The 13,026-nt window shown below is 67.7% G+C and carries 8 protein-coding genes; 3 read left to right on the top strand and 5 right to left on the bottom strand.

The genetic code is table 11. The annotated features are described in order from the left end of the window. Positions 1 to 109: 109 nt before the first annotated feature. The 4 genes from ACYQZ5_RS05905 to gyrB form a co-directional block, all read right to left on the bottom strand. Complete coding sequence (locus tag ACYQZ5_RS05905) at positions 110 to 2,116, bottom strand: AMP-binding protein (protein ID WP_379730779.1); 2,007 nt, start codon at positions 2,114 to 2,116, stop codon at positions 110 to 112. A 156-nt stretch (positions 2,117 to 2,272) separates the two neighbouring features. Then, positions 2,273 to 2,812, bottom strand: coding sequence for a GNAT family N-acetyltransferase (locus tag ACYQZ5_RS05900; RefSeq protein WP_379730778.1), 540 nt, complete (start codon positions 2,810 to 2,812; stop codon positions 2,273 to 2,275). Between the two features lie 150 nt (positions 2,813 to 2,962). Continuing rightward, on the bottom strand, positions 2,963 to 5,440 hold the full coding sequence (gyrA, locus tag ACYQZ5_RS05895; protein WP_379730777.1) for a DNA gyrase subunit A: 2,478 nt from the start codon (positions 5,438 to 5,440) through the stop codon (positions 2,963 to 2,965). After that, positions 5,437 to 7,368, bottom strand: a complete 1,932-nt coding sequence (gene gyrB, locus ACYQZ5_RS05890) for a DNA topoisomerase (ATP-hydrolyzing) subunit B (RefSeq protein ID WP_379730776.1) — start codon at positions 7,366 to 7,368, stop codon at positions 5,437 to 5,439. The genes gyrA and gyrB overlap by 4 nt, the downstream gene beginning before the upstream one ends. 302 nt (positions 7,369 to 7,670) lie before the next feature. Here gyrB and ACYQZ5_RS05885 point away from each other — a divergent pair, with 302 nt between their 5' ends. The 3 genes from ACYQZ5_RS05885 (at position 7,671) to ACYQZ5_RS05875 (ending at position 12,251) form a co-directional block, all read left to right on the top strand. Then, a complete protein-coding gene (locus tag ACYQZ5_RS05885; RefSeq protein WP_379730775.1) occupies positions 7,671 to 10,124 on the top strand; it encodes a DNA topoisomerase VI subunit B in 2,454 nt (817 codons plus the stop codon). Beyond that, the gene (locus ACYQZ5_RS05880; RefSeq protein WP_379730774.1) at positions 10,121 to 11,218 is read left to right on the top strand and encodes a DNA topoisomerase IV subunit A; all 1,098 of its coding nucleotides are present in this window, start codon (positions 10,121 to 10,123) and stop codon (positions 11,216 to 11,218) included. The genes ACYQZ5_RS05885 and ACYQZ5_RS05880 overlap by 4 nt, the downstream gene beginning before the upstream one ends. Before the next feature lie 223 nt (positions 11,219 to 11,441). Continuing rightward, positions 11,442 to 12,251: a nucleoside phosphorylase gene (locus ACYQZ5_RS05875; RefSeq protein ID WP_379730773.1), complete on the top strand. Its 810-nt coding sequence runs from the start codon at positions 11,442 to 11,444 to the stop codon at positions 12,249 to 12,251. On the opposite strand, the gene ACYQZ5_RS05870 is transcribed toward ACYQZ5_RS05875, so the two are convergent. Further along, entirely contained in the window at positions 12,252 to 13,022 is a 771-nt protein-coding gene (locus ACYQZ5_RS05870) for a class I SAM-dependent methyltransferase (RefSeq protein WP_379730772.1), read from the bottom strand. Positions 13,023 to 13,026 lie beyond the last annotated feature (4 nt).

Genomic DNA, 13,026 nt, shown 5'->3' with positions numbered 1-13,026 from the left:
GTCGGCGACGACTGACGGTGTCGCCGTGACGAGCAGTCGGCGACGACTGACGGTGTCGGTGAGGCGAACAGCCACCGACGACTGGCCGTGAAAACGAGCGGGTCGGCCGCTACGACGCGTCTTGCAGTTCGTCGAACGCCTCGGGGTTCTCCATCGAGGAGAGGTCGCCGGGGTCCTCCCCTTTGTACGCCGCCTCGATCGCGCGGCGGATCACCTTGCCGGACTGCGTCTTCGGGAACTCATCGACGAACAGCACCTCGCGGGGGCGGAACGGCTTGCCGTGCTCCTCGCCCACCAGCGCCCGTAGCTCCTCGGCGAGTTCGTCGCTCGGCTCGACGCCCTCCTCGGGGATGACGTAGGTCACGACCGCGGTGCCGGTGGTGTCGTCGGGGACACCCACCGCAGCGGCTTGATTCACGTCGTCGTGTTCCACGAGCACGCCCTCGATCTCGGCGGGACCGACCTTCCGGCCGGCGACGTTGAGCGCGTCGTCGGCGCGGCCGTGGAGGAACCAGAACCCCTCCTCGTCCTTCTGGGCGAAGTCGCCGTGGTCCCAGAGATCGTCCCACGTCGACCAGTACTCCTCGAGGTAGCGCTCGTCGCCCGACCAGAGGCTCTTGGTCATCGACGGACAGGAGTCACGCGCGACGAGGTAGCCGCGCTCGTGGTCCTCCTTGACGGAGTTGCCGTCGTTGTCGACGATGTCGATGTCCATCCCCAGCCCCGGGCCGCCCAGCGTGCCGGGCTTGAGGTCGTTGATCGGCAGCGGCATCAGGAAACAGCCACAGATCTCGGTGCCGCCGGAGATGTTGATGATCGGCGCCTCGCCGCCGCCGACCTGCTCGTAGTACCACATCCACGACTCGGGGTCCCACGGCTCGCCGGTCGAGCCGAGCAGTCGGAGACTGGAGAGATCGTACTGCTCGACCACGTCGTCGCCGTGCTTGCGAAGCGCGCGGATCGCGGTCGGGGAGACGCCGAACGTGGTGATCCCGTGTTCCTCGATCATCTCCCAGAACCGCCCCGGGTGCGGGTGGTCGGGCGCGCCCTCGTACATGAACGTCGTGCCCGCGAAGTGGTGGTTCCCGATCAGCGTCCACGGTCCCATCATCCAGCCGATGTCGCTGACCCAGAAGAAGCGGTCGGACGCCTTCTGGTCGAAGCCGAAGTGGATCTCCTTCGCACATTGGATCAGCACGCCGGCGTGGGTGTGGACGATCCCCTTCGGCTCGCCCGTGGTGCCGGAGGAGTACAGCAGCATCGACTCCTGATCCGACGGCAGCGACTTGGTGTCGTACTCGCCGTCCTGCTCGGCGACGGTGTCGCCCCACCACTCGTCGCGGTCGTCGTTCCACGGAACCTCGACGTCGGGGTTCTCACGATCGCCGAGCCGGTCGAACACGACCACGTTCTCGATGTGGCCGGCCTGCTCGATCGCCTCGTCGGCGCCTTCCTTCAGCCGGATGGGGTTCCCGCGGCGGTAGAAGCCATCGCCGGTGAACAGCACCGAGGGCTCGGCGTCGTCGATGCGGGTCGCGGTCGCCTCGACGCCGAAGCCGGAGAAGATCGGCACCGCGATCGCGCCGACCTTGAAACAGCCGTAGAGAATCGAGATCACCTCCGGCACCATCGGCATGTAGAGGCCGACGGTGTCGCCGGTCTCGATCCCGGCCTCCTCGAGGTAGTTCGCGACGCGGTTTGCCTGCCGGTAGAGGTCGTGGAACGTCCGCTCGTCGACCTCGCCGTCCTCGCCCTCCCAGATGCAGGCGACCTTGTTGCGCTCGGGAGCGTCGGCCTCGGCGTACCGGTCCAGCGTGTTGTGGGCGATGTTGATCTCGCCGCCGGGATACCAGTCGGTGAACTGCGGCCCGTCGCTGTCGTCACGGACGGTGTCGTACTCCTCGTAGAACTCCACGTCGAGGTAGTCGGGCATCTCGTCCCAGAACCAGTCGACGCCCGACGCCGGCTCGCCCTCGATCTCGGTCGTGGTGCGCTCGATCAGCTCCTCGTAGTCGTCGATGCCGTACGCCTGCATGAACTGCCAGACGTTGGTCGACTCCACGAACTCCCGATCCGGCTCGTGGACGACCTCGTCGAACCCCTCGCTCGTTTCCATACGTCGGGCGTTTTGGGGGAGCGGGGAAGTAACTTACTCGACGGCCTTCCCCTGCGCTCGGCGCCAAAGGCGCCTCGCTGGCGAAAGCCTCGTCACCCCCTGCGGTCGCTCCTCGGCCCGCTCGCTCACGTCCGTTCGCTCGCGTCTGCAATCTGGCTACTCCCGCCACTCCTCCCGCAACAGCCCGTAGTGGATCGTGTCGACGTACTCGCCGTCGATGAACCGGTCCCGGCGGACGCGTCCCTCCTGCTCGAAGCCGAGCGACTCCAGCAGCCCCCGCGAGGCGTCGTTGAAGTCGTACGCGATCGCGCCCACGGCCGGGTGGTCGTACGTCGCGAACGTGTAGTCGACCGCGAGCCCCACCGCCTCGCTGCCGTACCCCTCGCCGTGGTACTCGGGCGCGAGCCAGTAGGAGAGCTCCGGCCGGCGGTAGCTCATGTCCTCGACGCCGACCCAGCCGAGCCGGGTGACCGCCGACTCCTCAGGCGATCCCGGTCCGGCGTCGTCCAGACAGACGAGGAACTGATCCCCCTCCGACTCGGCCACGTCGCCGAGCTCGGCCCGGCTCCGCAGGGGGTTCCCGATCGGGATCCGAATATCTGGGTTGGCCGACGCGCGCTGACAGAACGCGCAGTCCTCCTCCTCGACGGTCCGGAGCGACACCCGTTCGCCCCGACTGACGATGGCTCCAGGCATGGTTCTCCCTCCGATGGCCGGGAGATAGGCTTTGTGTGACCGCCGCGGCCGACGGACGGCCCACGCAGTCGAGGGATTCTGCAAATTGTGGGATGTCTGGAGACGCTGGACGCGGCGGAACGTTCGAAAAACGGGGAGAGCGCGGAGCGCTTACTCGTCGTCCGCGATCCGGTCGGCGTCGATCACGTCGACGGCGGCCACGCGGTCGCCGTCCTCGAGATCCATCACCGTCACACCCATCGTGTTCCGGCCGACGATCGAGAGGTCCTCCACGGGGCAGCGCATGATCTGCCCGTCCTCGCTCATCGTCACGAGGTGATCGCCCGGCCCGACCGCGTCCAGCGCGGTGACGCGGCCGTTGCGGTCGTTGGTCTTGATGTCGATCAGCCCCTTCCCGTTGCGGGACTGGACGCGGTAGGCGTCGAGGTCCGAGCGCTTGCCGTAGCCGTTCTCGGTCACGGTGAGCAGCCACGAGGAGCGGTCCTCGTCGATGCCGGCGACGGCGGCGACCTCGTCGTCGCCCTCGAGGTCGACCCCGCGGACGCCGCGGGCGGTCCGACCCATCGCGCGGGCCTCCGTCTCGTCGAAGCGGATCGACATCCCCTCGCGGGTGGCGATCACGACGTCCTGCGAGCCGTCCGTGACCTCCACGTCGGCGAGCGCGTCGCCGTCCTCGAGGTTGATCGCGCGGATCCCCGTCGAGAGGATGTTCTGGAACTCCGAGACGCCGCTGCGCTTGATGTAGCCGCCGCGGGTCACCATCGTGAGGAACTGCTGTTCCTCCTCGTCGCCCTCGGTGTCGATGTCGTCGGTGTTGACGACGGCCTCGATCTGCTCGTCGTCGCTCAGATCGAGCAGGTTCACCGCGGACTTTCCGCGGGCGGTCCGGGACATCTCCGGCACCTCGTACGTCTTCAGCTTGTACACCTGCCCGTGGTTGGTGAAACAGAGCAGGTAGTCGTGGCTGTTGGCCACGAACACGGAGGCGACGGAGTCGCCCTCCTTCAGCCCGGTGCCGATGATCCCTTTCCCGCCGCGGTTCTGGGCGCGGAACTCCTCCAGTTCCATCCGCTTGATGTAGTCGTCCTCGGTCATCACGACGACCTGCTCGGACTCGGGGATCAGGTCCTCGTGGGTGACCGTGCCGGTGTCCTCGATGAACCCGGTGCGGCGCTCGTCGCCGTACTCCTCGGCGACGGCCTCGAGCTCGTCGACGATCACCGAGTCGAGCTCCTCGTCGCTGGCGAGGATGGTCTCGAGGCGATCGATCGTCGCCTGCACGTCCTCGTACTCCTCCTCGATCGAGGTGCGCTCCATCGAGGTGAGCGAGCCGAGCTGCATCCGGACGACGTGGGCGGCCTGCTCCTCGCTGAACCCCCACTCCTCCTGCAGCATCGCCTTGGCGGCGTCGCGGTCCTCGCTGTTCTGGATCGCCTCGACCACGTCCTCGGCGTTCTCCAGCGCCTTCAGCCGGCCTTCGAGGATGTGGGCGCGGTCCTCGGCTTCGGCGAGGTCGTACTGGCTGCGCCGACGCACGACCTCGCGGCGGTGCTTGATGTACTCCTGGAGGGTCTCCTTCAGCGTGAGCACCTTCGGCTGGCCGTCGACCAGCGCGAGGTTGATCACGCCGAACGTCGTTTCGAGGTGGGACTCGAGCAGCTGGTTCTTGACGACCTCCGCCATCGCGTCGCGCTTGAGTTCGATCACGATGCGGATGCCGTCGCGGTCGGACTCGTCGCGCAGGTCGCGGATCCCCTCGATCTTCCCCTCGTTCACGTCGTCGGCGATCCGCTCGATCAGGCGGGCCTTGTTCTCCTGGAACGGGAGTTCGGTGACGACGATGCGGCCCTCCTCCTCGTCGACGTCGAACTTCGCGCGGATGCGGACCCGGCCGCGACCGGTCTTGTACGCCTGGTGGACGCCGTTCCGGCCGACGATGTTCGCGCCCGTCGGGAAGTCCGGCCCCTCGACGTGCTCCATCAGGTCCTCGACGGTCGCCTCGGGGTTCTCGATCAGCTCGATCGTAGCGTCGACGACCTCCCGGAGGTTGTGCGGCGGGACGTTCGTCGACATGCCGACCGCGATCCCCGAGCTACCGTTGACGAGCAGGTTCGGGAACGCCGCGGGCAGCACGTCCGGCTCCGTGAGCCGGTCGTCGTAGTTGCTGGAGAAGTCGACGGTGTCCTTCCCGATGTCGTCCAGCAGCTCCTCGGCGATCGGCGCCATGCGCGCCTCCGTGTAGCGCATCGCGGCCGGCGGGTCGCCGTCGATCGAGCCGAAGTTCCCCTGCCCGTCGACCAGCGGCGCGCGCATCGAGAAGTCCTGTGCCATCCGGGCGAGCGCGTCGTAGATCGCGCTGTCGCCGTGGGGGTGGTAGTCCCCCATGGTGGTCCCGACGATGGAGGAGGACTTCCGGTGGCCGGAGCCGGAGGTGATCCCGTCCTCGTGCATCGCGTAGAGGATGCGCCGGTGGACCGGCTTCAGGCCGTCCCGGACGTCCGGGAGGGCGCGGCCCGCGATGACCGACATCGCGTAGTCGATGTAGCTCTGCTCCATCTCGTCCTCGACGCGGACGTGCTCGACCCGGTCGGCCGGCTCGTCCCCGTCGTCGGGCGTGTCCGTGCTCATATGTCCACCCACTCGGCGTCGGTCGCGTGCTCCTTGATGAACTGTTTCCGCGGGTCGACGGCGTCGCCCATCAGCACCGAGAACATCTTGTCCGCGGCGGCGGCGTCGTCGAGCGTGATCTGTTTCAGCACCCGGTTCTCCGGGTTCATCGTCGTCTCCCAGAGCTGGTCGGGGTTCATCTCACCCAGCCCCTTGAACCGCTGGACCTGCGTGGGGTTGCCGTCACAGACCTCCTCGATCACCCGGTCCCGCTCCTCCTCGCTCATCACGTCGTACGTCTCGCCGCGGTAGCGGATGCGGTACAGCGGCGGCTGGGTGGCGTACACGTAGCCCGCCTCCAGCAGCGGCTTCATGTGCCGGTAGAACAGCGTGAGCAGCAGCGTCCGGATGTGGGCGCCGTCGACGTCGGCGTCGGTCGCCATGATGATCTTCTCGTAGCGGCAGTCCTCGATGTCGAACTCCTCGCCGATCCCCGTGCCGACGGCGGTGATGATCGCGCGGATCTCGTCGTTCTCGAGGATGCGGTCGAGACGGTGTTTCTCGACGTTGAGGATCTTCCCCTTGATCGGGAGCACGGCCTGGAACGAGGAGTCCCGGGCCTGCTTGGCGCTCCCACCCGCGGAGTCACCCTCCGCGATGAACAGCTCGGCCTCGCTGGGGTCGCGGCTCTGACAGTCCGCGAGCTTCCCCGGCAGCGCCGTCGACTCCAGCGCCGACTTCCGGCGGGTCAGCTCCTCGGCCTTCTTCGCGGCCTGTCGAGCCTTCGCGGCCTCGGCGGCCTTCGCGACGATCTTCTTCGCGGTGTCGGGGTTCTCCTCGAGATACGTGCCCAGCCCCTCGTGGACCGTGCTCTCGGTGATCCCGCGGACCTCGCTGTTGCCGAGCTTGGTCTTGGTCTGGCCCTCGAACTGCGGGTCTGGGTGTTTGACCGAGACGACGGCGGTCAGCCCCTCGCGGACGTCCTCGCCCTTGAGGTTGCCGTCGACGTCGCCGATGAGTCCCTGCTCGTTGGCGTAGTCGTTGACGACGCGGGTGAGCGCCGTCTTGAACCCCGTGAGGTGGGTGCCGCCCTCGCGGGTGTTGATGTTGTTCGCGAAGCTGTGGATCGACCCCTGTAGCTCCTCGGTGGCCTGCAGCGCCACCTCGACCTGGACGCCCTCCTCCTCGTCCTCGAAGTAGATCACGTCGTCGTGGATGGGCGTCTTGGTCTCGTTGAGGAACCGCACGAACGCGCGGATCCCGCCCTCGTAGAGGAACGTCTCCGACTGCGGTTCGTGGTCCTCGTCGTCGCGTTCGTCGGCGAGTTCGATGTGGACGCCGCTGTTGAGGAAGGCGAGCTCGCGGAGCCGGCTCTCCAGCGTCGTGAACTCGAACTCGGTGGTCTCGAAGATCTCCTCGTCGGGCCAGAAGCGGATCGTGGTGCCCGTCCCCTCGTCCTCCTCGAGGTCGCGGACCCGTTCGATGTCGCCCTGAGGCTCACCGCGGTCGAACTCGTGGCGCCAGACGGCGCCGTCGCGTTTGACCTCGGCGGTCAGGCGTTTTGCGAGCGCGTTCACCACGCTCACGCCGACGCCGTGGAGGCCGCCGGAGACCTGGTAGGACTTGTTGTCGAACTTCCCGCCGGCGTGGAGGACGGTCATGATGACCTCCAGCGCCGGCCGGTCGTACTCCTCGTGGGTGTCGACGGGGATCCCGCGACCGTCGTCGGTGACAGAGACGGAGCCGTCGTCGTGGATCGTCACCGAGATGCGGTCGCAGTGACCCGCCAACGCCTCGTCGATGGCGTTGTCGACGACCTCGTAGACGAGATGGTGGAGCCCACGGTCGTCGGTGGACCCGATGTACATGGCGGGGCGCTTCCGGACGGCCTGGAGACCCTCCAGGACCTGGATCTGGCCCGCGCCGTAGTCGGCGTTCTCTTCTGACATAGCGCGTACTCTCTGAGAGGCGCCCCCGCCGGATAAAGGACCCGCACGCGCGCGGGGGCGCGTGAACGAAAACTCGCTGCAGGCGTAGTGAACTTCGGGGATTCCCAAACCGATCCGACGCAGCCGAAAACTGAGTTCGGGGGTGGGGCGAACGGCCCGATCGCCGCCGCTCTCGCGGCGCGCGCGAGCGGCGCGGCCGTGGCCGCGCGTGGCCCGCCGAAATCGCGTCGTTCTCCCGGAGTTTCAGTTTCACCGAGCTACGGAAGGGACTTTACGTGGGGGACGGGTACCCGGAGTACAGAATGACCTCGGAGCAGACGACACTCGGCGAGGGAACCACCACGGCCGAGGAGTTGGCCGAGGGGCAACGCGAGATCTCCATCGCCGAGTTCTTCGAGAAGAACAAACACATGCTCGGGTTCGACTCGGGCGCCCGGGGGCTGGTGACGGCCGTGAAGGAGGCCGTCGACAACGCCCTCGACGCGACCGAGGAGGCCGGCATCCGGCCCGACATCTACGTCGAGATCCGCGAGGTCGGCGACTACTACCGCCTCGTGGTCGAGGACAACGGGCCCGGGATCACCAAGGAGCAGCTTCCCAAAGTGTTCGGGAAGCTGCTGTACGGCTCGCGGTTCCACAAGCGCGAGCAGAGCCGCGGGCAGCAGGGGATCGGAATCTCCGCGGCCGTGCTCTACTCCCAACTCACCTCCGGCAAGCCCGCGAAGATCACCTCCCGCACGCAGGGCAGCACCGAGGCGGAGTACTTCGAGCTCATCATCGACACCGACACCAACGAGCCGGAGATCGGGACCGCCGAGACCACCTCGTGGGACCGCAGCCACGGCACGCGCATCGAACTGGAGATGGAGGCCAACATGCGCGCCCGGAGCCAGCTCCACGACTACATCAAACACACCGCGGTCGTCAACCCCCACGCACGGATCGAGCTCCGGGAGCCGGGACTGGACGAGCCGCTGAAGTTCGAGCGTGCGACCGATCAGCTCCCCGCGGAGACGAAGGAGATTCGGCCCCACCCCCACGGCGTCGAACTCGGGACGCTGATCAAGATGCTCGACGCGACCGACTCCTACTCCCTCTCGGGGTTCATGCAGGAGGAGTTCACCCGCGTCGGGAAGAAGACCGCCGACAGCGTCCTCGACAACTTCCGCGACCGTCACTTCGGCCGCGAACTCGGCTGGCCCGCCCGGAACGGCGCCCCGACCGCCGACGTGGAAGCTGACATCGAGACCGCCCTCCGCGAGGCCGTCTCGAACAAGGGCGCCGACGCGACCGACGTGTTCGCCGAGCGAATCGCGAACAGCCTGACCGAGCGCGAGCGGACCACCTACTCCGGGCTCGTCGAGATCGTCGGCACCGTCGCCGACGAGGTCGGCACCGAGACGGGCAAGACGTTCGGCTCGACCGTCCGGGAGAACGCCGTCGAAGCGGCGTGGAGCGAACTCACTCGGTTCGGCTCCGACGACGAGGGCGACGACCTCGACCGACTCACCCCGACGCTGTACGAACTGGTCGACGACGCCACCTCGACGCGGAAGGACGACGCCGCAGTCAACGGGCTATCGGAGCGGCTGGCCGAACGCTTCGTCGCGCTGGGCGACGACGACGGCCCGAACCGGATGCGGCTCACCCTCGGCGACCTGAAGACGCTCGTCGACGAGGCCGCCGACACCACCGAGGAGTACGACGACGAGACGTTCGGCGACACCGCCCGCGAGAACGTCGTCGAGTCGCTCTGGTCCCGGATGCAGACCGTCCCGGACGACCCGCCGAACGTGAGCGAGATCGCCGGCGACCGCGACACCGCCTCCGAACTGCTGGAGGCGATGCGGGAGACGGACATCCTCTCGCCGCCGACGGACTGTCTCGCCCCGATCACCGAGGAGCTGGTCGAGGCCGGCCTCCGGAAGGAGTACGACGCCGACTTCTACGCCGCCTCGACCCGGGACGCCGAGGTCCACGGCGGCGACCCGTTCGTCGTCGAGGCCGGGATCGCCTACGGCGGCGACATCCCCGCCGACGGGAGCGTCGAACTACTGCGCTTCGCGAACCGCGTGCCGCTCGTCTACCAGCGCGGCGCGTGTGCGACGACGAACGTGGTCAAACGCATCGGCTGGCGGAACTACGGGCTGGATCAGCCCGGCGGCTCGGGGATGCCCTCCGGGCCGGCGGTCATCTCGATCCACGTCGCGTCGACGAACGTCCCGTTCACCAGCGAGTCGAAGGACGCGCTGGCGTCGGTGCCCGAGATCGAGGACGAGATCGAGCTCGCGATCCGGGAGGCCGCCCGCGAGCTGAAGTCCTACCTCAACAAGCGCCGCTCGATGGCCAAGCGCCGGGAGAAACAGGACGTGCTCGGGCGCATCCTCCCGCAGATGGCCGAGAAGGTCGCCGAAGTCACCGGGCGCGACCACCCCGACATCGAGGGGGCGATGGCCCGGATCATGAACAACGTCGGCGTCGACCGCGAGCGCGACGGCGAGACGGTGACGTTGGTGGTCGAGAACCACTCCGACCGGAACGAGAGTCTGGAGATCACCGAGATCGTCTCCGCCGAGCCCGAGGGGCTGCCCGACGGCGTCGACGCGATCGAGATGGACGAGGAGTGGTTCGTGAACTGGAACCCCGACGTGGACTCGGGCGAGACGGTCGAACTGGAGTACAGCCTGCCGACTGACGCCGACGCCGACGCGACCGTCGACGGCGTCGACGACGAGAAACTCACGGTGAACGCATGAGCACGAAAGACCTGAGCGACGCTGAGGCGCGGGAACGGCTGATCGATCTGGCCGCGGAGTTCTACGACCAGTTCGCGGCCGGCGAGATCCCCCGGATGGAGCTGCCCACCCGGACGAAGAGCAACATCGAGTACGACCCCGAGAAGAGCGTCTGGGTGTACGGCGACCGGAAGTCCACCCGTTCGGCCAACTCCGTCAGTGGCGCCCGGAAGCTGCTGAAGGCCGCCTACACCATCGAGTTCCTCGCGAACCAGTTGGACGAGGACCGCTCCTCGACGCTGCGAGAGCTCTACTACCTCTCGGAGTCGTGGGACAACGAGGAGGCCCAGTTCAACGGGCAGGACGAGTCGAACAACCTCGTCGAGGACCTGGAGATCATCACGGGCGTCACCCGCGAGGACTTCCACATGCGCCCCGAGGAGTCCGGCGCGACCCTGATGGGGCCGCTGAAGCTGCGCGAGCAGACCCGCCGCGGCGAGCGGGAGATCCACTGCCAGCTCGACGTGGGCGAGGGCGGCTACCAGATCCCGAACAACCCGGACACGATCGAGTTCCTCGACCACGACATCGACTTCGTGCTCTGTGTCGAGACGGGTGGGATGCGGGACCGCCTGATCGAGAACGGGTTCGACGACGAGTACAACTGCCTGATCGTCCACCTCAAGGGGCAGCCCGCGCGCGCGACCCGGCGGATCACCAAGCGGCTCCGCGACGAACTGGACCTGCCGGTCGTGGTGTTCACTGACGGTGACCCCTGGTCCTACCGGATCTACGGCTCCGTGGCGTACGGCTCGATCAAGTCTGCCCACCTCTCGGAGTACCTCGCGACGCCGGAGGCCCAGTACGTGGGGATCCGCCCGCAGGACATCGTCGACTACGACCTGCCGACTGACCCGCTGTCGGACTCGGACGTGAACGCGCTGGAGTCCGAACTCGAGGACCCGCGCTTCCAGACGGAGTTCTGGGAGGAGCAGATCGAACTCCAACTGGACATCGGGAAGAAGGCCGAACAGCAGGCGCTCGCCTCCCGAGGGCTGGACTTCGTGACGGACACGTACCTGCCCGAGCGACTGGAGACGATGGGCGTGCTCTAACCTTTTCGGCCGGTTTTCGCCGAGTAGATGGCTCGTGCGTTCGATCGCTCCATCGACGTGTTCGATCTCGATAGTGACAAATCGATATAGCGGGTAACGGTTCAAGACCGACACTCGTGGGTCGAATCAAGCGCGCTGGAGTCCGAACTGGACTCGCCCGGGTGTGGACGACACCCGACAGCGAACGACAGCCTTACGCCCCACAGCGGAGAACCGCGAAAGCATGTCCGACGCCGAAGACGAGATGCAGTACCACGTCGAACTCGAACCCGGCGACGTCGCCGACAGCGTCCTGCTCCCCGGCAACCCCGAGCGGGTCGACAAGGTAACGCCGCTGTGGGACGACCACGAGGAGGTCGCCCACCACCGCGAGTACCGCACCGCGACCGGGAGCTACGACGGCGCCCCGATCTCCGTCACCTCCACCGGGATCGGCTCGCCGTCGGCGGCGATCGCCGTCGAGGAGCTGGCCCGCGTCGGCGCGGACACGTTCATCCGCGTCGGCTCCTGTGGCGCGATCCAGCCCGAGATGGACGTTGGCGATCTGGTGATCACCCGCGGCGCCGTCCGGCAGGAGGGCACCAGCAAGGAGTACGTCCGGGAGGACTACCCCGCGGTCGCCGACGAGGAGGTCGTCTCCGCGCTGATCGCCGCCGCCGAGCGACTGGGCCACGACTACCACGTCGGCCTCACGATGTCCGCCGACTCCTTCTACGCCGGGCAGGGTCGGGAGGGGTTCGAGGGGTTCGAAGCCGCCGGCAGCGAGACGCTCGTCGAGGACCTGAAGGAGGCGAACGTGCTGAACATCGAGATGGAGACGGCCGCCATCTGCACGCTCGCGAACGTCTACGGCCTGCGGGCGGGCGCGGTCTGCTCGGTGTTCGCGAACCGCACCACGGGCGAGTTCATGACGGAGGGGGAGTCCGTCGCCGCCGAGACGGCGAGCCTCGCGGTGAAGCTGCTCGCGAAGATGGACGAAGTGAAGGAAGAGGCCGGCGCGGACCGCTGGCACGCCGGCCTGAGTCTGGACTGATTACTGCGCGACCGCCCAGAACCGCACGCTCTGGGGCACTTTCCAGAGCACGTCGGGCAGATCGCTCTCCGCTGGCTCGTTGTGCTCGACTTCGTGGTTGTGGTGTTCGAGCAGTCGCCGGACCTCGAAGCCGGCGTCGACGAGGCCGTTGTGGAGGTCCGCGACCGTGCGGTCGAACACCATCAGCGTCTCCTCGAACGCCTCGTCGATCTCGATCTCCCGCGGCCCCTCGTCGACGTAGCTGTGTTCGAGCGTCCCGGACTCCTCGTCCAACGCCTCGTGCAGCGGGTGCAGGACGCTGAACACGAACACGCCGCCGTCTCGGAGGACGCGGTGGGCCTCCGCGAACGCGCGATCGACGTCCTCGACCATCTGGAACGCCGCCTCCGAGGAGGCGACGTCGAAGCGATCGTCCGGGAGCGGGAGGTCGGTCACGTCGCCCTGTACGAACTGGGCATCGACGCCGTACTCGTCGCGGAGCTGCCGCGCGTACCGGAGCTGCTCGCCCGAGAAGTCCACCCCGACGACGGGATCCGCGCCGAGTTCCGCAGTGCCGACGCTGCCCTGTCCGCCGCCACAGCCGAGTTCGACGTACGCCTTCCCCTCGACGCTCTCCAGAATCCCCGGCTGGGGGCCGCCGGGGGCGTCCGCGGCGAACGGCGAGGGCGCCGGCGGGAGTTCGCCCTCGTCGGTGTCCGAGCGCCAGATCGCCTGGAAGTCGTCGCTCCACTCGTCCCAGAGCCGTCGGTTCGACTGATGGAGGTCGCTCATGGCG

The sequence above is a fragment of the Halolamina salina genome (genome assembly GCF_054653455.1).
This window is presented reverse-complemented; position numbering and strand designations above follow the sequence as displayed.